Source organism: Pseudomonas shirazensis, assembly GCF_014268785.2.
In the GTDB taxonomy this organism is placed as follows: Bacteria; Pseudomonadota; Gammaproteobacteria; order Pseudomonadales; family Pseudomonadaceae; genus Aquipseudomonas; species Aquipseudomonas shirazensis.
In genome coordinates this window covers 431,934-455,449 of the sequence record NZ_JABWRD020000002.1, presented here as the reverse complement: position 1 = coordinate 455,449, position 23,516 = coordinate 431,934, and the positions used below count along the sequence as shown (strand labels likewise).

Sequence of the window (23,516 nt, the reverse complement as noted above, 5' to 3'; positions counted from 1 at the left end):
GTACCCGCTGCGGGACTGTAAAAGGAGAAGGTCATGCTCGAGCTCGCCAAAGAGCAGATAGCCATGGGTCAGTCTGCCGCCGACAAAGGCCAGGCTCTGCGCCTGCTGGCTGACTGCCTGGTTGCCGATGGGCTGGTTGCCGAGGGCTACCTGCAAGGTTTGCAGGACCGCGAGGAGCAAGGCTCGACCTTCCTCGGTCAGGGCATTGCCATTCCCCACGGCACGCCGCAGACGCGTGATCAGGTGTTTGCCACCGGCGTGCGCTTGATGCAGTTCCCCGAGGGCGTGGACTGGGGTGATGGGCAGATGGTCTACCTGGCGATTGCCATCGCCGCCCGCTCCGACGAACACCTGCGCCTGCTGCAACTGCTGACCCGCGCCCTCGGTGAGACCGACCTGGCCCAGGCACTGCGCCGGGCCAGTTCGGCCGAGGCGCTGCTGAAACTGTTGCAGGGCGCACCGCAGGCGCTGGCGCTGGATGCGCAGTTGGTCAGCCTGAACCTGCCGGCTGACGACTTCGAAGAGCTGGCCTGGCGCGGCGCTCGTTTGCTGCAACGCGCCGGCTGCGTCGACAGCGGCTTTGCCGCCATGCTGCAGCAGGCCGAGCCGCTGCCGCTGGGCGAAGGCCTGTGGTGGCTGCACAGCGAGCGGCAGGTACGCCAGCCGGGGCTGGCTTTTATCACCCCGCAGCAGCCGCTGCGTTATCGCGATCAGCCGCTCAATGGTCTGTTCTGCCTGGCCAGCCTAGGTGCTGCCCATCAGGCGTTGCTCGAGCGCCTGTGCGAAGTGCTGATTGAAGGCCGTGGGCAGATGCTCTATCAGGCCACCAGCAGCCGCACCGTGCTTGAAGTGCTCGGCGGTGAAGTTCCGGCCGACTGGCCCAGTGCACGGATTGTGCTGGCCAATGCCCACGGCCTGCATGCACGCCCGGCCAAGGTGCTGGCGCAACTGGCCAAAGGCTTCGAGGGTGAAATCCGTATTCGTCTGCTCGACGACAGCCAGCCGGCGGTATCGGTGAAGAGCCTGAGCAAGCTGCTCGGCCTCGGCGCCCGCCGTGGTCAGACGCTGGAATTGATTGCCGAGCCGAACATTGCCAACGATGCCCTGCCGGTGTTGCTGGCGGCCATCGCCGACGGCCTTGGTGAAACAGTTGAAGCATTGCCCGAAGCCAGCACCGAAGAGGTCTTAGTAGTTGCCGAACCGCTCTCGGCACCTGTGCCTGGCAGCCTGATTCAAGGCGTCCCAGCGGCCCCGGGCATTGCCTGCGGGCCGGCGCATATCTGCGTCGAGCGTGACATCGACTATCCGCTGCGCGGTGTCTCGCCCAGCCAGGAGCGAGAGCAATTGCGCGCTGCGCTGGAAACCGTCAATGCAGAGTTGCAGGCACTGGTGCAGCGCAGCGACAAGGCCATCGGCGAGATCTTCATCACCCATCAGGAAATGCTCGCCGACCCGGCCCTGATGGACGAAGTCGAGCAACGCCTGGGCCAGGGCGAAAGCGCTGCCGCCGCCTGGATGAGCGTTATCGAGGCCGCCGCGCGCCAGCAGGAAGCCCTGCACGACGCACTGCTCGCGGAGCGCGCCGCCGATCTGCGTGACATTGGTCGGCGCGTGCTGGCGCAACTGTGCGGCGTCATCGATACCCCTGAGCCTGCAGAGCCGTATGTGCTGGTGATGACCGAAGTCGGCCCGTCCGACGTCGCCCGGCTCGATCCGCAGCGGGTCGCCGGCATCGTCACCGCCCAAGGTGGCGCTACTGCCCATAGCGCCATCGTTGCGCGTGCGTTGGGCATCCCGGCGGTAGTCGGCGCAGGCGCGGCGATGCTGTTGCTGGCCCCCGGCACGCCGCTGCTGCTCGACGGCCAGCGCGGCCGGGTCAGCGTGGCGCCGGCCGCCGATGAGCTGCAACGCGCGTTGACCGAACGCGACCAGCGTGAACAGCGCCTGCAGCAAGCCTGGGCCAGCCGCCATCAACCCGCCGTCACCCGCGACGGCCATGCCATCGAAGTTTTTGCCAACATCGGCGGCAGCCAAGGCATCGACAAAGTGGTCGAGCAGGGCGCCGAAGGGGTTGGCCTGCTGCGCACCGAGCTGATCTTCATGGCCCACCCGCAGGCGCCCGACGTGGCAACCCAGGAAGCAGAATACCGGCGCGTACTCGATGGCCTGGACGGGCGGCCGCTGGTAGTGCGCACGCTGGATGTCGGCGGCGACAAACCGCTGCCGTACTGGCCGATCGCAAGCGAAGACAACCCGTTCCTTGGCGTACGCGGTGTGCGCCTGACCTTGCAGCGCCCGCAGATCATGCGCGACCAGTTGCGCGCATTGTTGCAGGCCGCCGACGGCCGCCCCCTGCGGATCATGTTCCCAATGGTCGGGCAGATCCACGAGTGGCGCGAAGCCAAGGCCATGGTCGAGCAATTGCGCGAGGAGATCCCGGTCGCCGACCTGCAACTGGGGATCATGGTCGAGGTGCCTTCCGCGGCCTTGCTGGCGCCACAGCTGGCGCGCGAGGTGGACTTCTTCAGCATCGGCACCAACGACCTGACCCAGTACACCCTGGCCATCGACCGCGGCCACCCGAGCCTGTCGGCCCAGGCCGATGGCCTGCACCCGGCAGTGCTGCGCCTGATCGACATGACCGTGCGCGCCGCCCATGCCGAAGGCAAGTGGGTGGGGGTCTGTGGCGAGCTGGCCGCCGACCCGCAAGCGGTGGCCATATTGCTTGGGCTTGAGGTCGACGAGCTCAGCGTGGCCTCGCGCAGCGTCGCCGAAGTCAAGGCGCTGGTGCGCCAGCGTGATTACCAGACGGCCCGTGCGCTTGCGCTCGAGGCCCTGCAACAAGACAGCGCCGCCGCCGTGCGCGCGTTGGTGGAGCACTACTGATGGCCAAGATCCTCACCCTGACCCTGAACCCGGCGCTGGATATCACCGTCAGCCTCGACAGCTTGCGCGCAGGCCAGGTCAACCGCAGCCAGGCGCAGCACACCCACGCCGCCGGCAAGGGCCTGAATGTCGCCCAGGTGCTGGCCGACCTTGGCCACAGCGTGACCGTCGGCGGGTTTCTTGGCCGCGACAACCTGCAGCCGTTCGAAGCGCTGATCGAGTGGCGCGGCTTTGCCGACTGCTTTGTCCGCGTGGCCGGCGAGACGCGCAGCAACATCAAGCTGGTCGAGGCCAACGGCTGCGTGACCGATATCAACGGCCAGGGCCCGGAGGTCGATGCCGCTTCACGCAGCGCGCTGATGCGCAAGCTGCTGCAGATTGCGCCAGGCCATGACGCGGTGGTGGTCGCCGGCAGTCTGCCGCGCGGCATCGACCCGCAGTGGTTTGCCGAGCTGCTCGGGCAGCTCAAGGCGCAAGGCTTGAAGATTGCTCTGGACAGCAGCGGCGAGGCCTTGCGCGCCGGCCTTCAGGCGGCGCCCTGGCTGGTCAAGCCGAACACCGATGAGCTTGCTGAGGTACTCGGCCACAGCGTCACCGGCCGGGCCGAACAGCAGCAGGCTGCCAGCCAACTACTGGCAAGCGGCATCGAGCACGTAGTGGTGTCGCAAGGCGAGCACGGCGTCAGCTGGTACCGCGCAGGTGCCGTGCTGCACGCACAACCGCCGCAGGTACGCGTGGCGAGCACGGTCGGTGCCGGCGACTCGCTGGTGGCCGGCATGGTCCATGGCCTGTTGCAGGGCGAGGCGCCAGCACAGACGCTGCGCCGCGCCACCGCAATCGCCGCCCAGGCGGTGACGCAGGTCGGCTTTGGTATCCGCGACAGCGCGCAGCTGGAGCAACTGCAAGCAGGCGTACACATTACAGAACAACAAGAGGCTTGCCGATGAACATTGCCATTGTCACCGCCTGCCCCAACGGCCAGGTCTCCAGCGTACTCAGCGCGCGTCTGCTGGCGGCTGCAGCGCAGCGCCGCGGCTGGAGCACCAGCGTCGAGGTGCAGGATGCCGAGCACCCCGAGCGTAATTTGAGCGCCACGCAGATCGCCGACGCCGACTGGGTGCTGGTGATCAGTACCGGCGCGGTCGATCTGTCGCGCTTCGTTGGCAAACGCTTGTACCAGAGCACACCGGCTCAGGCGTTGGCCGATCGCGAGAGTTTTCTCGATGAGGCAGCTGCCCAGGCGCAGGTCCACAGCGCCAGCGCCGTGGTCGATGCACCGGCCGCGCTGGGGCCGCCGAAGATAGTCGCGGTCACGGCCTGTCCAACCGGCGTTGCCCACACTTTCATGGCTGCCGAAGCCTTGCAGCAGGCGGCGCAGCAACTGGGCTACCAGCTCACGGTGGAAACTCAGGGGTCGGTCGGTGCGCGCAATCCGCTGTCGGCGCAGGCCATTGCCGAGGCCGATGTGGTGCTGCTGGCGGCCGACATCGAAGTGCCCACTGCGCGCTTTGCCGGCAAGCGGGTATATCGTTGCGGCACCGGCATTGCCCTCAAGCAAGCCAAGGCCATCCTCGACAAGGCCCTGCTCGAAGCCAAGCAGGAAAGCGCTGCCGATGCCGCCGCAGGGGCCACGGCCAGCAGCGAAAAAAGCGGCGTGTACAAGCACCTGCTGACCGGTGTGTCGTTTATGCTGCCCATGGTGGTAGCTGGCGGTTTGCTGATCGCCTTGTCCTTCGTGTTCGGCATCAATGCCCACGAAGTGCCCGGCACCCTGCCGGCGGCGTTAATGCAGATCGGCGCTGAGGCAGCCTTCAAACTGATGGTGCCGCTGCTGGCCGGTTACATCGCCTGGTCGATTGCCGACCGCCCTGGCCTTGCGCCGGGGATGATCGGCGGGATGCTGGCGACTATTCTTGGTGCGGGCTTTATCGGCGGTATCGTTGCCGGTTTTCTGGCCGGCTACAGCGCCAAGGCGATCAGCCGCTGGGTGCGCTTGCCGAGCAGTCTCGAGGCGCTCAAGCCGATCCTGATCATCCCGCTGCTGGCCAGCCTGTTCACTGGCCTGGTGATGATCTATGTGGTGGGCCAACCGGTCGCCTCGATGCTTGCGGGCCTGACCCAGTTCCTCGACAACATGGGCACCACCAATGCCATTCTGCTCGGGCTGCTGCTGGGCGGGATGATGTGTGTGGACCTTGGCGGGCCGATCAACAAGGCGGCCTATGCGTTCTCGGTCGGCCTGCTGTCGAACCAGAGCTTTGCACCGATGGCCGCGACCATGGCTGCCGGCATGGTGCCGCCGATCGGCCTGGGAATCGCCAGCCTGATCGCCCGCAGCAAGTTCGCCCAGAGTGAGCGCGAGGCAGGCAAGGCAGCCTTGGCATTAGGCCTGTGCTTTATCTCCGAAGGGGCGATCCCGTTTGCTGCCAAGGACCCGTTGCGGGTGATTCCAGCAAGCGTCGTCGGTGGCGCGTTGACCGGGGCGCTGTCGATGTACTTTGGCTGCAAGCTGATGGCGCCGCATGGTGGCCTGTTTGTGCTGTTGATCCCTAACGCGATCAACCATGCGCTACTGTATTTGCTGGCCATTGCCGCCGGCAGCCTGGTCACGGCGCTGATCTATGCCGTGCTCAAGCGTAAAGAGCAGGTCGAGCTGGCGATAGCGCCGGTCAAGGCCTGAGACCTGAGCGCCAGGCCCCTTCGGGTGAAGGGGCCTGGCGTTTGTGCTTGTGCCGCAATGGCACCAACAGTTCACCCAGCCCGTTGTGATCAATCTCATGCATCAAAGCCAGCAGCGCCCCTAGCTCACCTGGCGGAAAGCCCTTGCGCGCAAACCAGCCAAGGTAATCGCCAGGCAGATCGGCCAACAGCCGGCCCTGGTATTTGCCGAATGGCATGCTACGGGTCACCAGCAGTTGCAGGTATTCAGGTTTCATCGCCAGCTGCCTCCGGATAAAGCGCCGACGATACTGCAATCTGCACGAGGGCCCAAGCCGTGATCATGCAGAACGCCGTTTACAAGGGTTACGCATCAATCCGTAACCTAATGATTTATAAGTACTTTTTGTTGATCAATAAATTGGCACGAAGCCTGCTCTGTATATAACCACTTCCCACTGCCAAGGAGTTTGAGCAATGAGCAATCCAAACAAAGATGTAATCGACGTCCTCAACGACCTGATCGAATACAGCAAGGATGGCGAGAAAGGCTTCAAGACCTCTGCCGAGGACGTGAAGAATCCTGAGCTGAAAGCGTTCTTCGTCAAGCGCGCTGCTGGCTGCGCTACTTCGGCTGCCGAGCTGCAGAGCGAAGTGCGTCGTCTGGGCGGCGATCCAGAAACCACTACCAGCGTCAGTGGTGATCTGCACCGCGGTTGGGTCAATCTGAAGTCGCTGGTGACCGGCAAAGACGACGAAGCGATCCTCAATGAAGTCGAGCGCGGTGAAGACCACGCCCTCAAGGCTTACAAAGAGGCCCGCGAGAAGCTGGTCAAACTCGGCCGTACTGCTACCGATAGCAGCTACAACCTGGTCGAAACTCAGCTGCAAGGCGTACAGCGCAATCATGATGAAGTGAAAGCTCTGCGCGACGCAGCACGCGCCCGCTCTTAATCGAGCGGTCCCTCTACCCGGTTACGGCCTTTGGCCTTGGCCCGGTAGAGGGCCTCGTCCGCGGTGCTCAGCAGACTGGTCAAGTCTTGCTGGGTACCGGGGATGTACAGGCCGATGCCGATGCTCACCGTCACCGAGTGGGTATCTGCGCCAAATGGCGACAAGCCCTCCACCCCCCGCTTGATCCGCTGCGCCAGCAGCAGTGCGCCAGCCTGTTCGGTTTCCGGCAACACGATCTGAAATTCCTCGCCGCCATAGCGCGCGGCCATGTCTGAAGGCCTGCGAATACAGCCTTCTATGGTTTTCGCGACTTCCCGCAATGCATGGTCACCACCGGCATGCCCGTGGCGTTGATTGAACGCCTTGAAATGATCGATATCGACCATCAGGATCGCCAACGGCCTGCGGTTGCGCTGTGCCCGTGCCCATTCCAGACGCAGCACCTGATCCAGCCGCCGGCGGTTGGCAAGGCCGGTCAAGCTGTCGGTTGCCGCCAGTTTTTCCAGGCCTAGTTCGAGCTCCTGACGACGGCGCAGCTCGCGTCCGAGCAGCACCGTCAGCCACAGGATGGCGATGCACAGCACGCCCGTGGCGATGCTCACCATGGCGGCGGTACGGCGCCATGACTGGAATACTTCATCGCTCGAGTGCGCTACCACCACAACGAGTGGCTGGCCAGCAACCTGGGCGAAGGTGTACAGGCGCTCGACCCCGGAAGCACTGGACTTGGAAGTAAAGCTCCCACTGCGTTGGCTGAGGATGCGCTGGAAGTTGGGCCGGCTGCTGAAGTTGCTGCCGATCAGCCTACTTGGTGCCGCACTGGGATGGCGCGCCAGCAACTGACCTTCGGTGTTGAACAGGCTGATGCTGCTGTCGACACCGATATCCAGGCGCTGGAACAGCTCGCTGACGTAACCCAGGCGCAGTGCGCCGGCAGCAATACCTGCGAACTCACCATTCAGCCCGTTGATACGCCGGCTGAAACTGATGCACCAGTCCAGGTCGCCAAGCCTGGCCTTGAACGGTGGGCTGATCAACATGCCCATGCTGGAGTCGGCCTGATGGGCCTTGAATACCTTTGTGTCGGCGAAGTTAGCCTTGCGCGGGACAGCGCTGGTTGAGTCGCCAATCACGTTCCCCTGCGCATCGATCCACAGCACGTCACCGCGCCGGCGGTCGACGAAGGCTTCGTTGAACAGCAGCCGCTGGCGCAGCTCGCTCGGCACGCCAGTCAATTCCTTGCGCCCGACTACCCAGATCAGCCCTTGCAGGGACTGGTCGTACAGCTCGATGTTGCGTAGCACATCGCTCTCGATCAGCTGGACGATGTTGCTCGACGAGCGGATTGCCGACTGCTCGACACTGTCGCGTTCGCGGGCGAGCAAGAACACCACTATCGCCAAAATCGCGAGCACAGCCAGGCAGCTGCCTAGATTGAGCAACAGTTCGGGGTGCGACTTGAGCGGGGCATTCCCCGGTGATCGATTGGGCAACATGAGGCTCGCAACTGCGTAAGTCCCTCGTGTCCTTGAGGGGAGGGCCAGGGCGGGGCGGCGGTAGTGTAGGGAAGCGTTGATTGTCGGACAAGAAGTTATCTGGCCATCCGACGAGTGCGAGCAGCGCTGGCGGGGCTGATACGGGGCGCTCGGCAGCGGCAAAGCCGCATTGCTGAGTGCCCCGTGCTTGCAGGCCGCGATCAGAACAGGTTAAGCGGATAATCCACGATCAGGCGGATTTCATCGTTGTCCTGCTCGGCAGCGTAGGCCTGGTTGGCGCGGTGGCTGGCATAACGCAGCAGTACCAACAGGTCTTTGAAGTTGCCCTGCTGGAATACGTACTTGATGTCCAGGTCGCGTTCCCAATGGGTGGCGTGCTTGCCGTCGGCATTGTAGTAGTCGTAGTAGGCGTTGTTTTGCGCTGCCTTGGTCAGGTCAGCTTCACCGCGTGAGTACGACAGCTCAGTGCTCAGGCCATCGACGCCGAGGCCGGCAAAATCATAACCGTAGGCCAGCTTCCACGAGCGCTCGTTCGGTGCGTTGAAGTCCGAGTACATCCGCGAGTTGTCGAGGAACACGCTGTCACCCAGATTGATGTAGTCGAACGGCGTGTTGCCGTTGACCCGCTGATAGGCGGCGGTAACGCTGTGATGACCGGCGTTGACCGTGAAGTGCAGGCTGAACGTGTTGTTGTCGATGTCGCCCAGCAGCGCCTGGCCGGTGTCCTGGGTGTGATAGAAGTGCAAACCCGGGTTGAGGCTGACCAGGTCGTTGACTGCATAGGTGTAGTCAAAGTCGAAGTAGTACTGGTTCCAGATGTCCTTCAGCTCGGCTGCATAGAGGTTGCTGGTAATCGCTTCGCTGCCGCTCCAGGAGGCGCCAGCCCAGCTCAGGTGCTGACTGTCGCGGTTGTCCTGCAAGGCGCCGTAGTAAGTGTCGATGCGGCGGTGGCCGCTCTGATTGTACGGCTTGGTGAAGCTGACCTGGCCGCCTTCGAGGAGTAAGCCGGCGATGCTGTTGTTGCTCAGGCTGACGCCGCGAAAGGTCTGCGGCAGCATGCGCGTTTCGCCGCCGGCGATGACCGGGTTGCTGAGGAACAAGTCACCGGCCTTGAGCTCGGTGTCGAACGCCTTGAGCTTGAGCGCGGCACCGGCAGTGGAGAAGGCGTGCGGCGCAGCGCCCAGCTCGCCGTTGGCCTTGGTGTGTTCAGGCAGGATGCTGGTGCCGGCATAGCCGCCACCGCCATCGAGCTTGAGCCCGAGCATGGCGTGCGCATCCACGCCGAAGCCGACCGTGCCCGGGGTGTAGCCGGACTCGAAGCGGGCGACGAAACCCTGGCCCCATTCACGGTTGTCACGCACGCCGCTATTGAGGTTGTTGCGGTTGAAATAGGCGTTGCGCAGATGCAGGTTGAACGAGGAACCTGCAACAAAACCTTCAGCGGCTTCGTCGGCGTGGGCAACGGTTGGCATCGTTGCGGCGAATGCAATGAACAGCGGGGTGAAACGGAAAGCGGAAGACACCGGTTAGAGCTCCTTTGGTCTGACGGTGGGGCAATTTTTATTGTCGAAAAACGCAGTGACTGCCGTGAGTCGAGGTATCTGCGTGGTGCAAATTTTGGACATAAAAAAAGCCGCTGATCAGCAGCGGCTTGAAGAGGCTAACATATCGGCGCGCAGGGCGCCCATGTGCAGGCCTTGGGAAGAGGGGCAGTTGCAGGCAGCTCGATCAGCTGTCGCTGGCAGCATCCTGGTCAGTCTTGGCAGCTGTCTGCTGCGCATCTTTGCTGGCCTCAGCCGATTGCGCGGCATAGCCTTCGCGGGCTTCTTGATGGGCCGCGGCAAGGGCTGCGTTACGGGCGACGAAGGCCGGCGATTCTTCCGCCATGGCCAGCGGTGACAACAACAGGGAAGAGACAACGAACAGGCTCGCGATACCCATACTGTTGGACATTTGAAACAACCTTCTTGCGCTGCAAGTGTGAGTGAGGACAGGCGCCAAATTAGTCCTGTTCAGCCCGCAGAAACAGCATCCGCTTGGAGATGCACTGTTGCGGAAAAAGTAATTATAACTGGCGAAACCATTAGCTATCAGCGGCAAACCCGCCGGCTTGAGCGCTCGGCAGGCGTATGCCGAAGGTGTTGCTGCCGTGGTTGCTGCGCACAAATACTTCACCGCCGTGCATCAGCGCGATTGCCTTGACGATCGCCAGGCCCAGGCCATGATTGCCAGCGCCGTTGTTGCTGCGCGCGGCATCGACCCGGTAGAAACGCTCGAACAACAGTTGCAGGTGCTCGTCGGCGATGGCCGGGCCGGGGTTGCTTACAGCAATGCTGACCTGCTCAGGCTGCGCATCGATGCGCACGGTGATCACCTGATGGGCCTGGGTGTGCTGCACGGCGTTGTGCAACAGGTTGATCAACGCTCGGCGCAACTGCGCGGTTTCGATCGGCGCGATGGCATCGCCGCTGACCCTGACCTGCACCTGGGCGTCTTCGAGGATGTAATCCAGGTAGTCGAGGGTGGTGGCTACTTCAGCGGCCAGCGACGCCTGGGTCAGCGCGGTGGCCTTGCTGCCCTGATCGGCGCTGGCCAGGAACAGCATGTCGTTGATGATGCTGCGCAGCCGTTCCAGCTCTTCAAGGTTCGATTGCAGTACGTCAAGGTAGTGCTCGGCGCTGCGTCCGCGGGTCAGTGCCACCTGGGTCTGGCCGATCAGGTTGGTCAGCGGCGAGCGCAGTTCGTGGGCGACATCGGCGTTGAACGCCTCGAGTCGCGAGTAGGCGAGGGTGACCCGCTCCAGGGTGGCGTTGAAGGCGCCGGCAAACTGCGCCAGCTCAGGGGCCAGTTGCTCGGTCGGCAGCCGCCCGTCCAGGCGCGGCACGGCCAGCGCCTGGGCTTTACTGGACAGCGCTGACAGCGGCCGTAAACCGATGCGTGCCACCCAGTAGCCCAGCAGGGCGGCCAGCAGCACGCCCAGCGCGGCCAGGCTGACGATGGCCACCAGCAAGCTGTGCTGCGCCTGCCAGAAGGTTTCGGTGTTGATGCCGATCATGAAGCGCAGCGCCGGCCGCTGTGCCAAGGGCGGCAGCTCACTGACCAACATCTTGTACGGGTAGGGGCTGCCGTTCAGGCGCAGGTCGCGCATGCCCTCGGCGCCTTCGGCGAAGGCGCGGATCTGTTCGCTGGGTTTGCCGTACTCGAACTGCGGATCGCTACTGACCGCCCAGAAGCGGATGCGCCGATCTTCTTCACTGAGCAGGTTGAGCTTGTTGCTGACCTTGAGCCAATGCTCGTGGGTGCCGAAGCGCTTCAAGGTCGACTCGAGCACGCTGTAGCGGGCGTCCAGCTCGGCCGCGGGCAGCAGGTCGAGGCTGCGGTCGACCTGGCGATACAGCGCAGCGCCGATCAGCAGGAACACCGCCAGCGCCACCAGCATGAACAACCCGGCCAAGCGCAGCGCGATGGAATTAACCGGCACGGTTTTCCAGGACATAACCCATGCCTCTGATGGTATGCAGCAGCTTGTTGGCGAACGGCCCGTCGAGTTTGGCCCGCAGGCGCTTGATCGCCACCTCGACGACATTCGCGTCGCTGTCGAAGTTGATGTCCCACACCAGCTCGGCAATGGCGGTCTTGGAGAGGATTTCGCCCTGGCGTCGGGCCAGTACGCTGAGCAGCGAAAACTCCTTGGCGGTCAACTCCAGACGCTGGCCAGCGCGGCTGGCCTTGCGGCTGATCAGGTCGATGGAAAGGTCTGCGACCTGCACCTGCAGCGGCTCATGATTGCTGCTGCGACGGGTCAGCGCCTGCAGGCGGGCGACCAGTTCGAGAAACGAAAACGGTTTGCCAAGGTAGTCGTCAGCGCCCTCGCGCAGGCCATGGATACGGTCTTCGACACGCTCGCGGGCAGTCAGCATGATCACCGGCGTCTGCTTGCGTGCGCGCAGGCCACGCAGCACGCCGTAGCCATCCAGGCCGGGGAGCATGACGTCGAGCACGATCACGTCATAGTCGCTGTGCAAGGCCAGGTGCAGGCCGTCGGTGCCATCGCGGGCGACGTCAACAGTGAAGCCTTGTTCGCTCAGGCCACGATGCAGGTAGTCGGCGGTTTTTTCTTCGTCTTCGACGATCAGTACTCGCATGGTCTGCTCTCAGCTGATACGTGGCGCGGCGGCGTCGGTGCGGTGGCGGCGATGGAACAGGCGCTCCAGCGCCAGGTAGATCACCGGCGTGGTAAACAGGGTCAGCGCCTGGCTGACCAGCAAACCGCCGACCACGGCGATGCCCAGCGGCTGGCGCAGTTCGGCGCCGGTGCCAAAGCCGAACATCAATGGCACCGCGCCCAGCAGCGCGGCCAGGGTGGTCATGATGATCGGCCGAAAGCGCGTCAGGCACGCCTGGTGAATGGCCTGCTCCGGGCTCATGCCATGTTTGCGCTGAGCCTCCAGGGCAAAGTCGATCAGCAGGATACCGTTCTTCTTGACGATGCCAATCAGCAGCACCACGCCGATCAGGCCCATGATGCTGAAGTCCTGCCCCATCGCCCAGAGCAGAATCAGCGCACCGAGGCCGGCTGAGGGCAGGGTCGAAATGATCGTCAACGGGTGGACGAAGCTCTCGTAGAGCACGCCGAGGATGATGTACACCGCCACCAGCGCAGCGAGGATCAGCCACGGCTGGCTCGACAACGAACTCTGAAAGGCCTGCGCCGCGCCCTGGAAGTTGCCGCTGATCGAATCGGGCATGCCCAGCTCGCGCTGGGTCTGCTCGAGGATGCGCACGGCATCGCCAAGGGCCACTCCCGGCGCCAGGTTGAATGACAGGTTGGCGGCCGGGAACAGACCGTCATGGGCGATCGACAGCGGCCCTGTACTCGGCGCAGCGACATGCGCCACCGCTGCCAGTGGCACCATTTCGCCGGTCAGCGGCGAGCGCAGATAGAAGTAGTTGAGGCTTTCGGCCTTGCCACGCTGGCGCGCGTCCAGTTCGAGGATCACCTTGTACTGGTTGGTCTCGGTCTGGAATTCGCTGATCTGCCGCTGGCCGAAGGCGTCGTACAGTGCCTGGTCGATATCGGTGGTGGTCAGGCCGAAGCGTGCCGCCGCCTGACGGTCGATGTCGATGCGGGTGACGCTGGCGCCCAGCTGCAGGTCATTGGACAGGTCACGCAGGGCCGGCACCTCGCGCAGGCGCTCGGTCAGGCGTTGGGTCCAGAGGTTCAGGGCAACGCCGTCGTTGCTCTTGAGCACGTATTGATACTGCGTGCGCGACGGCCCGGAGCTGAGGTTGATGTCCTGGCCGGCGCGCATGTACAGCACCACCCCAGGCACCTTGGCCAGTTGCGGGCGCAGCCGGTCGATCAGTTCGCTGGCGGTGACGTCGCGCTCGCCTCGGGGTTTCAGGGCAATCCAGAAACGGCCGTTGGCGATCGTCTGGTTGTTGCCGGTCACGCCCACTGCGTGGGAGAACGCGCGCACGGCCGGGTCAGCCTCGATGATCTTCGCCAACGCCTCGTGCTTGGCGACCATCGCCGGGTACGACACATCTGCCGCCGCTTCGCTGGTGCCAAGGATGAAACCGGTGTCTTGCAGCGGGAAGAAGCCCTTAGGGATGGCCACGTAACCGACTACCGCCAGCGCCAGGGTCAGGCCGAACACGCCGAGGGTAAGCCGCTGGTGGGCGAGGGCGCGATTCAGGCTCTTTTCGTACCAGCGCAGCAAGCGCTCACCGAAACCGCCCTGCTGCTCGGCACTCGGCCTGCGCATGAACAGGGCGCTGAGCGTGGGTGCCAGGGTCAGCGAGACCAGCACCGAAATCAGGATGGTCGCGGTGGCGGTCAGGGCAAATTCCTTGAACAGCCGGCCGACCACACCGCCCATGAACAGCAGCGGGATAAACGCGGCAATCAACGAGAAGCTGATCGAAATCACCGTGAAGCCGATCTCGCCAGCGCCTTTGATCGCCGCTGTACGGCTGTCATCACCGGCTTCAAGGTGACGGTGGATGTTCTCGACCACGACGATGGCGTCGTCGACCACAAAGCCGACCGAAATCACGATCGCGACCAGGGTCAGGTTGTTCAGGCTGAAGCCCATCACGTACATCAGTGCGCAGCTGGCAATCAGCGATACGCCGAGCACGCTGGACACCACCAGGGTCGCCGACCACTGGCGCAAGAACAACGCCATCACTCCGATCACCAGCACCACCGCAATCAGCAAGGTCAGCTCGACCTCGTGCAACGAGGCGCGGATGGTCTGGGTGCGGTCCTGCAGTACCGACACTTCGACCGAGGCCGGCAGCATTTCCTGCAAGCGCGGCAGCGCCGCCAGCACGCGGTCGACGGTGTCGACGATATTCGCCCCCGGCTGGCGGAACACCACCAGGTTCAACCCCAACTGATCGCCGGCCCAGGATTTGACGTAAGCGTTCTCGGCGCCCTCGATGACCTTGGCGACATCGCTCAGGTAGACCGGTGCGCCAGCGCGATAGGACACGATCAGCCGGGCGTAATCCTCGGGATGAAACAGCTGATCGTTGGCGCTGATGGTCGACACGCTGTGCTCACCGTACAGCGCGCCCTTGGCCAGGTTGAGGCTGGTCTGCTGGATGGCCAGGCGGATGTCGGCCAGGGTCAGGCCGATGACGGCGAGTTTCTCGGGCTGCGCCTGGACCCGGATGGCCGGGCGCAGCTGGCCGGAAATATTGATCAGGCCGACCCCGTCGATCTGGCTCAGCTGGCGCGCGAGCAAGGTCTCGACGTAGTCGCTCAGTTCGTTGCCGGGCATTTGCGCCGAGCTGACGGTAAGCACCAGCACCGGGCTGTCGGCCGGGTTGACCTTGCGCCAGGTCGGCGGGTTGGGCAGGTCCTGCGGCAGTTTCGAGGTGGCCGTGTTGATCGCCGCCTGGACTTCCTGGGCGGCGGTGTCGATGTTCTTGTCGAGGCTGAACTGCAGGATCAGGTTGGTCGAACCCAGTGCGCTGCTGCTGGTCATCTGGGCCAGGCCGGGGATGGCGCTGAACTGCACCTCCAGAGGCGTGGCTACCGATGAAGCCATGGTTTCAGGGCTGGCCCCGGGCAGTTGGGTGGTGACCTGAATGGTCGGAAAATCCGCCTCCGGCAGTGGCGCCACTGGCAATCTGGGGAAGGCAATGGCGCCGAGCAGGATCAGCGCGAAGGTCAGCAGCAGGGTTGCCACCGGGTGATCGATGCACCAGGCCGAGAGGCCGTTACGGCTGTTCATGGCTGTAGCCTGCGCTCGGCCAGCTCAGTACTGGCGGGTAGATCGCCGAGCACTTCGACGCGCGCGCCAGGTTTGAGCCGCGACTGGCCATCGACTACCAACTGGTCGCCGGCGGCTACCCCGCTGATGATGGTCAGGTCGCTGTCTTGAAACAGCACCTTGACCGGCACGCTGGTGACCTTGTCGCCGTCCAGGCGGTAGACGTAGTGGCCATCGATGCCGCGTTGCACCACCGGCGGTGGCACCACCAGCGCGCCGCGATCAAGCCCTGTGCGCAGTTTGACCGTGACCAGTTGGCCGGGCCAGAGCAGGCCGTCCTTGTTATCGAACTCGGCCTTGATGCGCAGGGTGCCGGTGTTGGCTGAAATCTGGTTGTCGATCAAGGCCAGGCCGCCTTCACCGAGCAGCGTGCGCTGATGGTCGGCATCCATGAACGCTTGCACCAGTGCCGGCTCGGGTGCCTTGAGCAACTGCTGCAGGGTGGGCAGCAGTTGTTGCGGCAGGGCAAACTCGACTGCAATCGGATCGATCTGGGTCACGCTGAACAGGCTCTGGGTATCGCTGCTGCGCACCAGATTGCCGGGGTCGACATTGCGGATACCGACCCGCCCGGTCACCGGCGAGCGGATCTGCGTGTACGACAGCTGCACCTGCGCGTTGACGATGGCCGCCTGATTGCCTTTGGCGGTTGCCTGCAGCTGCTTGACCAGCGCTTGTTGCTGGTCAAAGGTCTGCTTCGATACGCCGTCATCGCTGCTGAGCAAGCGATAGCGTTTGAGATCGACCGCAGCCACCTGCAACTGCGCCTGGCTCTGCTCGAGCAAGGCGCGGGCCTGATCGATGCTGGCGCGGATGGCCCGATCGTCAATGACCGCGAGCAGATCGCCCTGCTTGACCCACTGACCTTCCTTGACCAGCACCTGGGTGAGAATGCCGTCGACCTGCGGGCGGATCTGCACGTTGTGCAGCGACAGCACGCTGCCGATCGCCGTGGCGAAGCGCGGCACGTCCTGCTGCGCCACCTTGATCACCCGCACCGGCACTGCGCTGGGCGCGTGATTCTGCGGTGCTGCCTGGCGCTGGCTGAACCACCAGGCAAGCGCGAGCAGGACGATCAGCGCAACACACAGCACAATCACAGAGCGGGACGGACGTCGCATCGGGTCGGGCACCGTAGCCGAAGGGAAGGGAGAAACGCTTTGGTCTACTCACAGCTTATAGCCCGGCAACCGGGTCGCCAGGGTGACAGCCAGCTGTCAGCGCTGACAGTTTGCCCTGCAAAGCGGCGCGCTCAATGCCTGCGCCGCACTGCAGTGTCGTTCAGAAACCGATGAAGGCGTAGTACTGCGGCGTCTCGGCGGTCGTGCGCAGGCCATGTTCGAGCAGCTCGGCGCTCAGCGCCGGGTCGACCACATGCACGCTCCAGGCGGCACGCTCAGCGCTGGCGACCTGCTCCAGCGCTGTGCTGAATGCGCCCATGTCCGGCAGGTACGCAGTGAAGCCGTTGCCTTTCAGGGCACTGGTGTTCATCCCCAGCGCTTCGCAGATGGCCACCTTGGTGGCGATGTCGTCGCGGTCGGCCTGGCGTGACGCGGCGATCAGTGCGACCAGCTGCGGATCGGCCAGCATCTGCCCATGGATCAACTCAGGGCCTTGTTGCCATGCCTCGGGCGGGCAGTCCTTGTTCTCCGGCCGCAGCGGCAGATGCGGATTGATCTCGGCGGGATAGATCCGGCACACCAGCGGCCGTGTTTCATAGATCCGGCACAGGTCGTGTTCATCGAGGTTGCGGCAGCGGCCAGGGTTGAACGCGGCAAATGTCACCGACACGCGCAGCTCGGCCGCGCCGCAACTGACCGGATATGAACGCCCCAGCACATGTTCGCGCTGGTCCACCGGCATGCCTGGGCCATCGCTGACGAAGCCTTCGATCAACACCACTACCTGCCCCTCTGTGGCCGCCCATTGGCGGGCCTCGGCGAGGGTCAGTGGCACATGGTGGCCAGTGCAGCATTTGCCACAGCCGGTGCAGGCAAAACGAATGGGTGGATTCACTTGGCGCTGGGGTTCCACTCGCTGACGTAGGCCTGCTTGTGCGCACGGTCATACAGGCACAGCTCGGTGCCGGTGCGCTTTTTCATGTGCTTTTGCGGGTAGATGCCTTCGATCAGCAGGGCGCTGTAGCCGACCCGATCATCGAACTCGGTGGGTTTGCCGCGGGCGTGGGCGTCTTTCAGTTGGCTGGCGGCCAGGCAGTCCTTGAGCATCTGCTGGCGATATTCGTTCCAGGCTTCACTGCTGGAAGCCTGGGCGACACCGCTGCTCAGGGCGCAGACAGCGAGGAGGTAGCGCAAACACTTCATACAGGGTACCGGTAACAATTGCCCAGGGAGCGCCGATTATGCCTGACTCGTCACCCGCTGGGCATGCAGCTGGCGCTGTGCGCCGGGCAAATGGCAACCAGGTGTTACCGTTCGGCGAACACCACCGTGCGCGCTGCGGTCACCAGGCACTCGGTGAGGTCGGGCGAGGAGAACTTGGTGAGAATCGCATTGGCGCCAGCGTTTTTCGCCTTCTCGCTGCTCATGGCGCTGTCCAGCGAGGTGTGCAGGAGGATGTACAGGTGCTGGAAGTCGGGCGTCTCGCGCAGGGTACGGGTGAAGGCATAGCCGTCCATCTCGGACATCTCGATATCCGAGACGATGATGTTGATCTCGCGTTCGGTGCCTTGCAGCTCGAGCAGGACGTTGATCGCATCCTTGGCACTGCGCGCGGTGTGGCACTCGATACCGAGGCCGCGCAGGGTGTGCACCGACTGCTGCAGGGCAACCTGGCTGTCATCGACCACCAGGATGTTGGCGGCCGCGAGCAGGCTGGCGTCTTCCTCGCCGAGTTCGCCCGGCAGTGGCTCGGCTGGCGCCGGGGCGATGGCGTGGATGACCTTTTCGATATCCAGTACCTGCACCAGGGTGTTGTCGACCCGGGTCACGCCGGTGATGAACGAGCGGTTGCCCGAGCCGAATGGCGGCGGTTTGATGTCGGTGCTCAGGCAGTGCACGATGCGGCTTACGGCCTGTACATGCAGGCCTTGGCGCGAGCGGCTGATCTCGGTGACGATCAGGCAGCCGCCATCGGGGTCGGCCAGCGGCCGTTCGCCGATGGCCAGCGACAGGTCGATCACCGACAGCGAGTTGCCGCGCAGAGTGGCCACGCCTTTGACGTGCGGGTGCGACTCGGGCAGCTTGGTCAGCTGTGGACAGGTGATGATTTCGCTGACCTTGAGCAGGTTGATCGCCATCAGCTTGCCGCTGCGCAGGGTGAACAGCAGCAGCGACAACGAGTCCGCGCGGGCATTTTGGGTGGCCATGGGCAACCTTCGGCTAAGTCAGAATAGGGAGGATGCCGGGTTATCGGCCTGCCCGGCCCAGGCTTTAGCCCTTCAACGTTCGCGCAGGGCCTCCTTGGCTCGATTGAGTGGCTTGATCAGGTAATCGAGGATGGTTTTTTCGCCGCTGCGGATATCCACCGTGGCGATCATGCCCGGGACAATGGCGAAATGTTTGCCGGCCTTGTTCTGCAGGCTGTCCTGTTCGGTGCGGATGAACACCCGGTAGTAATAGATCTCGGGTTTGAATTCGTCCTGCAGGGTATCTGGCGAGATACCCACCACCTTGCCTTCGAGGCCGCCATAGATTGAGTAGTCGTAGGCGCTGATCTTGACCTTGGCCGCCTGATCGGGGTGGATGAAGGCGATATCGCGCGGGGCAATGCGTGTTTCGATTAGCAGGCGCTCGTCCATCGGTACGATTTTCATCACCTGGCCGCCTGGCTGGACCACCCCGCCAAGGGTATTCACTTCGATATCCTTGACGATGCCGCGTACCGGCGAGCGCAGGGTCAGGCGAGACAGCGAGTCGTTGCGGCCGCGGATCACCTGCTCGAGGCTGTCGGCTTCGGCGCTGGCCCTGGCCAGGTCTTCGCGGGCGCGCACCAGATAGTCCGAGCGCGCTTCGTTGGCCTTGAGTTCGAGCTCCGAGCGCTGGCGGTTGAGGCGGATCACTTCGACCCGGCTGGAGGCGCCCATCTTGGCCAGGTTTTCGGTGATTTTCAGTTCGCTGCGCACCAGCCGCAGCGAGTCCTCGATGCCGGCCAGGGTCTGCTCGAGGCCGCGGCGGCGGGTCTGGTACAGCGCGGTTTCGGTCTCGATCAGCTCCGGCGACTTGCTCAGGCTGGGCGGGAAGTTCAGCGGCTTGCCGGTGACCTCAGCGCGCAACCGGGCGACGCTGGCCAGCGCTGCCCAGTACTTGGCCTCGCTCTCGCCGACGCTGGATGAGGTCTTGGTGGGATCGAGCTGGGCCAGCACCTGGTCGCGCTCGACCAGATCGCCTTCGGCGACGTTCATCTGCGCAACGATGCCGCCTTCGAACGACTGGATCACCTGCTCGCGTGAGCTGGGGATGACCTTGCCGGTGCCGGTCGACACCTCGACCACCTCGAACCACGCCGCCCAGGCCAGAAACGCCGCCAGCATCAAGGCGCAGACCATAATGATGCGCCCGGCGCGCAGCACGGCGTGGTCGTCTTCTCCATCCAGGTATGATGCCGGAAGTTCGTGGCTGCTCATGCTTTGCCTCCCTGGCTTGGCTGACCGCCCTGGCTCAAACGTGACAGGGCAGCGTCACGTTTGTCGTCGATGATAATCCGCCCGCCATCGAGCACCAGCACCCGATCTACCCGTTGCAGGACGCTCATGCGGTGGGTGGCGATGATCAGCGTGCGGCCCTGGCAGAAACGCTCGAGGTTATCCAGCAGGCGCCGTTCGCTGATGTCATCCAGCGATGCGGTCGGCTCATCGAGCAGCAGCACCTGTGGCTGGCGCACCAGCAGCCGCGCCAGGACCAGTGCCTGGCGTTGCCCACCGGACAAGCCTGCGCCGCCTTCGAGCACCAGGTGGTCCATGCCCTTGGGCAATTGCCGGACGAATTCCAGCGCGCCACTGGCAGCCAGGGCGGCGAGCAGTTCCTGGTCGCTGGCCTGGCCGGCGCCGAGGGTGAGGTTTTCCCGCAGGGTGCCGTGGAACAGCCGCGAGTACTGCGCCAGCAGGCCGACGTCGCGGCGCAGGTCGGCCGGGTCGAGGTGGGCCATGGCGATGCCATCGAGCGTGACCTCGCCCTCGACCAGATCCATCGCCCCGCCCAGGGCCTGCAGCAGGGTCGACTTGCCAGCGCCATTGCGGCCCAGAATCGCGATGCGTTCGCCAGGCTGAATGTTCAGTTGGTTGATGCTCAGGGCCGGCGGTGCTTCAGGGCTGTAGCGGAAAGTGGCCTGGCGCAGCTGATATTCGCCACGAATTGCCGGCAGGTGCACGCGTGCTTCGCCTTCGGGGTGATCGACTGGTGACTGCATCAATTTGTCCAGCCCTTGCAGGGCGACCTTGGCCTGTTGCCAGCGGGTCAGCACGTGGGTCAGTTGGGCCATGGGCGCCATCATCCGCGACGACAGCATGGATGCCGCGACCAGGCTGCCGGTGGTCAGATCACCCGCAATCACCATCGGCGCGCCGACCACGATGACCACGGCAAACACCGCGCCCTGGACGTTCTGGGTCCAGGTCACCAGGCCATTGGTCAGCGTGCGCAGGCGCAGGTTGCTGTGGGCGCAGGCGGCGTTGTATTGGTTCCATTGGCGCTCGAAGCGGGCCTCGGCCTGCAGCGCCTTGATCTCGTCCATGCCCTGGATGCTCTCGACCAGCATGGCGTTGCGCAGCGCCGACTCACGCATCGACGCATTCGCCAGGCGTGCCAGCCGCCGTTGCGCGAGCAGGCCGGGCAGGAGCATGGCCACCAGCGCTGCCAACGGGATCACCACCAGCACGCCGCCGATCAGCCAGAACACCAGCAAGAATAACAGGAAGAACGGCAAATCGGCCAGCGCCGTGGCAGTGCTCGAGGTGATCAGGTCGCGGATCTGTTCCAGTTCGCGCAACTGTGAGATGAACGAGCCGGTAGATTTTGGCCGCACCGAGTTGCGCAGGCGCAGGGCATGGCCGAAGACCAGGTCGGAGATGCGCAGGTCGGCGCGCTTGCCGAGCAGGTCGGTGACCTTCAGGCGCAGCAGGCGCATGCTGAAGTCGAACACCAGCGCCAGCACTACGCCGCCGAACAACACGTACAGGGTCGGCAGCGACTCGGCCGGGATCACCCTGTCGTATACCTGCATCGAGAACAGCACCCCGGCCAATGCCAGCACGTTGGCCACCAGTGAGGCGAGCATGACCTGGCCATACGGGCGCAGGTCGCGCAGGACGATGCGGGCGAACCAGTGGCGGTCATACGGCGCGGTGTAGTCGTCGGTGCGCACATCGCGCAACGGCCGCGCCGGGCGCAGCAGGGCCACTCGCACGATGCGGCCGGTCAGCGCCTCACGGGGCAGCCGTGAGGTCAGCCCCTGATCACCGGCGAACACTACCGCCAGGTCGTTTTCTTCGGTAACCGCCTCGACCGTGGCCAACTGGCCGTCGTCGAGTTCCAGCACCATCGGCGTGCGCCACTGGCGCAGGCCTTTGGCATCGAAGCGCACGAAGCGAAGGGTCAGCCCGGCCTGCCGCGCCATGTGCCGCAGGATCTCGTCCAGCGGCCGCGCATCCTCGATGGCGGCCAAGCGGATGCGCTGCGGCGAGACGTCCAGGCGGTAATGGTGGGCGACCTGCAGCATCACCTCCAGCCACGGTCCGAGGTCAGCCCGGGGCGGTGCGTCCGGCGCGGGCGCGGCCTGTTGCGTCTGCTGCAGATCAAGGTTGACGGTGTCGGTCATGGTTGAATCTCCACGCCTTGCAGGCTGCGGCCTTCAAGGGCAAAGGCCGAGCGCAGCGCACTGCTGTTGTAGAGGCAGTCGATATCCAGCCGGAGTAGGTCCGAGCGGGTGCCGGCCAGTTCGAAGCGTGACTGGTAGATCTCCTGCTCGGCGTTGAGCAGGTCGAGCAGCGGTCGCGTGCCGAGGTCCAGGTACTGCCGGCCATAGAGCATGCGCGCCTCCTGAATGCTGACTTGACGCGCTTCCAGCGAGCGCAGCCGCCGCGCCAGGCCGGCGGTCTGCGCCTGCGCCTCAGCCAGGCCGCGGCGGGCCTGCAGGCGGGCGGCGTCTTCGGCAGCGTCGGCCGAGGTCAGCGCATATCCCGCGGCGCGGCTGCGGGCACTGACGGCTCCGCCTTGATAAATGGGCACTTCGAGGTTGAGGTAGATCCCGGCCTGGGTGCGGTCGAGGCGCGAGTTGTCGCGGTCGTATTCGTTGTCCAGGTAGTGATTGACCTGCGGCTGCAACGACAGGGTCGGGTAGGCTTCGGCCTTGGCCTGGGCCAACTCGGCCTGAGACTGCGCACGCAAGGCCAGGGCCATCAGCACCGCTGGCAAACGCTCGTCGCCGCCTTGGGTGCGGCTGCAGGCACCCTCGAGTTGGCGCGGTGACTCCTCGGCCAGCGCCGGTGGCGAGATGCGCCCGAGCAGCGCCGCCAGGGTCGAGCGCCAGCGTTGGTGCTGCGCTTGATATTCAGCGAAGGTGGCCCGCGCGCTTTCGACCCGTGACTCGGCCTGCACCGTGTCGGAACGGGCGCTGGCGCCCATGTCGCTGCGTTGCCGGGCGAGCTCGACGATGTCGCCGACGCCGCGGATCTGCTCGCGGGCAATCAGCGTCAGTTGCTCGTAGCGGCGGGTTTCGATCCAGGCATAGGCGGTGTCGCGGGCAAGGTCATCGAGCACCAGCAGGATGTTGGCCTGGGCCCGGGCGGCTGCGGCGCGGGCGGCGCTGACGGCGTTGTCGACCTTGCCGAAGTCATACAGCATCTGCTTGAGCGACAGATTCAGTGCCTGGCTGCTGCGGTCGGCGCCGTTGCCGGTGTCGTAGCCGCCGCGCAGGCCGCCGGAAATCTGCGGGTAATAACCGGCGCGGGCGACGTTGATGCCTTCGCCCTGCTTGTACAGGTTGCCCACCGCCTCGGCGATGCTGGGGTGCCACTGCGCGGCTATCAGCACCGCCTCGTCGATGCCGAGGCGGTCGCCAGCTATTGCCGACTGGCCGACCGGCGCGCGCGCCGGCACGGCATCCGGCGCATCGCGCAACAACGACGGGCCGATCTGGCGCAGTTGCGGGTCTATGTCATCGGCCGCCATGGCGACCGGGTAAAGGTTGCACGCGAGGAGCCCGAGGGCTCCCAGTAACAGCGGTGACAGCTGACAGCCTCGCTTCACAGGTTTCCCTTACTGCTGGTCGTCCTTGCCGC

At 64.5% G+C, this 23,516-nt stretch carries 18 protein-coding genes; 4 read left to right on the top strand and 14 right to left on the bottom strand.

Annotation, left to right across the window (positions count from 1 at the left end):
• Positions 1 to 33: 33 nt before the first annotated feature.
• From ptsP to HU736_RS13290, 3 genes are read left to right on the top strand one after another with little or no spacing between them, the layout of a single operon-like run.
• Positions 34 to 2,886 carry a phosphoenolpyruvate--protein phosphotransferase gene (gene ptsP / locus HU736_RS13300; protein WP_186701458.1) on the top strand — a complete coding sequence of 951 codons (2,853 nt, stop codon included), beginning with the start codon at positions 34 to 36 and terminating at the stop codon, positions 2,884 to 2,886.
• Positions 2,886 to 3,833, top strand: coding sequence for a 1-phosphofructokinase (gene pfkB / locus HU736_RS13295; RefSeq protein ID WP_186701457.1), 948 nt, complete (start codon positions 2,886 to 2,888; stop codon positions 3,831 to 3,833). The genes ptsP and pfkB overlap by 1 nt, the downstream gene beginning before the upstream one ends.
• On the top strand, positions 3,830 to 5,566 hold the full coding sequence (locus HU736_RS13290) for a PTS fructose-like transporter subunit IIB (RefSeq protein WP_186701456.1): 1,737 nt from the start codon (positions 3,830 to 3,832) through the stop codon (positions 5,564 to 5,566). The genes pfkB and HU736_RS13290 overlap by 4 nt, the downstream gene beginning before the upstream one ends.
• On the opposite strand, the gene HU736_RS13285 is transcribed toward HU736_RS13290, so the two are convergent.
• Complete coding sequence (locus HU736_RS13285) at positions 5,556 to 5,822, bottom strand: DUF3820 family protein (RefSeq protein ID WP_181108283.1); 267 nt, start codon at positions 5,820 to 5,822, stop codon at positions 5,556 to 5,558. The two genes, HU736_RS13290 and HU736_RS13285, sit on opposite strands and share 11 nt — an antisense overlap.
• A 199-nt stretch (positions 5,823 to 6,021) precedes the next feature.
• Between HU736_RS13285 and HU736_RS13280 the strand changes: the two genes are divergently transcribed.
• On the top strand, positions 6,022 to 6,498 hold the full coding sequence (locus tag HU736_RS13280; protein ID WP_186701455.1) for a ferritin-like domain-containing protein: 477 nt from the start codon (positions 6,022 to 6,024) through the stop codon (positions 6,496 to 6,498).
• On the opposite strand, the gene HU736_RS13275 is transcribed toward HU736_RS13280, so the two are convergent.
• From HU736_RS13275 to HU736_RS13215, 13 genes are all read right to left on the bottom strand, one after another.
• A complete protein-coding gene (locus HU736_RS13275; RefSeq protein ID WP_186701491.1) occupies positions 6,495 to 7,991 on the bottom strand; it encodes a sensor domain-containing diguanylate cyclase in 1,497 nt (498 codons plus the stop codon). The genes HU736_RS13280 and HU736_RS13275 overlap by 4 nt on opposite strands.
• A 203-nt stretch (positions 7,992 to 8,194) precedes the next feature.
• Positions 8,195 to 9,517 (bottom strand): OprD family porin, encoded by a 1,323-nt coding sequence (locus HU736_RS13270; protein WP_186701454.1) that lies wholly within the window; start codon positions 9,515 to 9,517, stop codon positions 8,195 to 8,197.
• 205 nt (positions 9,518 to 9,722) lie between these two features.
• Entirely contained in the window at positions 9,723 to 9,947 is a 225-nt protein-coding gene (locus HU736_RS13265; protein ID WP_103436081.1) for a hypothetical protein, read from the bottom strand.
• A gap of 130 nt (positions 9,948 to 10,077) precedes the next feature.
• A complete protein-coding gene (locus HU736_RS13260) occupies positions 10,078 to 11,490 on the bottom strand; it encodes a heavy metal sensor histidine kinase (protein WP_186701453.1) in 1,413 nt (470 codons plus the stop codon).
• On the bottom strand, positions 11,465 to 12,139 hold the full coding sequence (locus HU736_RS13255; protein ID WP_103436083.1) for a heavy metal response regulator transcription factor: 675 nt from the start codon (positions 12,137 to 12,139) through the stop codon (positions 11,465 to 11,467). The genes HU736_RS13260 and HU736_RS13255 overlap by 26 nt, the downstream gene beginning before the upstream one ends.
• Positions 12,140 to 12,148: 9 nt before the next feature.
• Positions 12,149 to 15,241, bottom strand: coding sequence for a multidrug efflux RND transporter permease subunit (locus HU736_RS13250; protein WP_186701452.1), 3,093 nt, complete (start codon positions 15,239 to 15,241; stop codon positions 12,149 to 12,151).
• On the bottom strand, positions 15,238 to 16,401 hold the full coding sequence (locus HU736_RS13245) for an efflux RND transporter periplasmic adaptor subunit (RefSeq protein ID WP_186701451.1): 1,164 nt from the start codon (positions 16,399 to 16,401) through the stop codon (positions 15,238 to 15,240). Before HU736_RS13245 ends, HU736_RS13250 begins: the two co-directional genes overlap by 4 nt.
• A 160-nt stretch (positions 16,402 to 16,561) precedes the next feature.
• On the bottom strand, positions 16,562 to 17,296 hold the full coding sequence (locus HU736_RS13240) for a YkgJ family cysteine cluster protein (protein WP_186701450.1): 735 nt from the start codon (positions 17,294 to 17,296) through the stop codon (positions 16,562 to 16,564).
• Positions 17,293 to 17,604 (bottom strand): hypothetical protein, encoded by a 312-nt coding sequence (locus HU736_RS13235; protein ID WP_101316620.1) that lies wholly within the window; start codon positions 17,602 to 17,604, stop codon positions 17,293 to 17,295. The genes HU736_RS13240 and HU736_RS13235 overlap by 4 nt, the downstream gene beginning before the upstream one ends.
• Positions 17,605 to 17,708: 104 nt before the next feature.
• Positions 17,709 to 18,608 carry a chemotaxis protein gene (locus tag HU736_RS13230; protein WP_101316622.1) on the bottom strand — a complete coding sequence of 300 codons (900 nt, stop codon included), beginning with the start codon at positions 18,606 to 18,608 and terminating at the stop codon, positions 17,709 to 17,711.
• 72 nt (positions 18,609 to 18,680) lie between these two features.
• Complete coding sequence (locus tag HU736_RS13225; RefSeq protein WP_101316624.1) at positions 18,681 to 19,865, bottom strand: HlyD family type I secretion periplasmic adaptor subunit; 1,185 nt, start codon at positions 19,863 to 19,865, stop codon at positions 18,681 to 18,683.
• Positions 19,862 to 22,054 (bottom strand): type I secretion system permease/ATPase, encoded by a 2,193-nt coding sequence (locus tag HU736_RS13220; protein WP_103436089.1) that lies wholly within the window; start codon positions 22,052 to 22,054, stop codon positions 19,862 to 19,864. Before HU736_RS13220 ends, HU736_RS13225 begins: the two co-directional genes overlap by 4 nt.
• The gene (locus tag HU736_RS13215; RefSeq protein ID WP_186701449.1) at positions 22,051 to 23,484 is read right to left on the bottom strand and encodes a TolC family outer membrane protein; all 1,434 of its coding nucleotides are present in this window, start codon (positions 23,482 to 23,484) and stop codon (positions 22,051 to 22,053) included. Before HU736_RS13215 ends, HU736_RS13220 begins: the two co-directional genes overlap by 4 nt.
• Positions 23,485 to 23,516: the final 32 nt, after the last annotated feature.

Excerpts from the sequence above, each read along its gene's own strand:
- ptsP (WP_186701458.1), top strand. The coding sequence starts at position 34 with ATGCTCGAGCTCGCCAAAGAGCAGATAGCCATGGGTCAGTCTGCCGCC.
- pfkB (WP_186701457.1), top strand. The coding sequence starts at position 2,886 with ATGGCCAAGATCCTCACCCTGACCCTGAACCCGGCGCTGGATATCACC.
- HU736_RS13290 (WP_186701456.1), top strand. The coding sequence starts at position 3,830 with ATGAACATTGCCATTGTCACCGCCTGCCCCAACGGCCAGGTCTCCAGC.
- HU736_RS13285 (WP_181108283.1), bottom strand. The coding sequence starts at position 5,822 with ATGAAACCTGAATACCTGCAACTGCTGGTGACCCGTAGCATGCCATTC.
- HU736_RS13280 (WP_186701455.1), top strand. The coding sequence starts at position 6,022 with ATGAGCAATCCAAACAAAGATGTAATCGACGTCCTCAACGACCTGATC.
- HU736_RS13265 (WP_103436081.1), bottom strand. The coding sequence starts at position 9,947 with ATGTCCAACAGTATGGGTATCGCGAGCCTGTTCGTTGTCTCTTCCCTG.
- HU736_RS13260 (WP_186701453.1), bottom strand. The coding sequence starts at position 11,490 with ATGTCCTGGAAAACCGTGCCGGTTAATTCCATCGCGCTGCGCTTGGCC.
- HU736_RS13255 (WP_103436083.1), bottom strand. The coding sequence starts at position 12,139 with ATGCGAGTACTGATCGTCGAAGACGAAGAAAAAACCGCCGACTACCTG.
- HU736_RS13250 (WP_186701452.1), bottom strand. The coding sequence starts at position 15,241 with ATGAACAGCCGTAACGGCCTCTCGGCCTGGTGCATCGATCACCCGGTG.
- HU736_RS13245 (WP_186701451.1), bottom strand. The coding sequence starts at position 16,401 with ATGCGACGTCCGTCCCGCTCTGTGATTGTGCTGTGTGTTGCGCTGATC.
- HU736_RS13235 (WP_101316620.1), bottom strand. The coding sequence starts at position 17,604 with ATGAAGTGTTTGCGCTACCTCCTCGCTGTCTGCGCCCTGAGCAGCGGT.
- HU736_RS13230 (WP_101316622.1), bottom strand. The coding sequence starts at position 18,608 with ATGGCCACCCAAAATGCCCGCGCGGACTCGTTGTCGCTGCTGCTGTTC.
- HU736_RS13225 (WP_101316624.1), bottom strand. The coding sequence starts at position 19,865 with ATGAGCAGCCACGAACTTCCGGCATCATACCTGGATGGAGAAGACGAC.
- HU736_RS13220 (WP_103436089.1), bottom strand. The coding sequence starts at position 22,054 with ATGACCGACACCGTCAACCTTGATCTGCAGCAGACGCAACAGGCCGCG.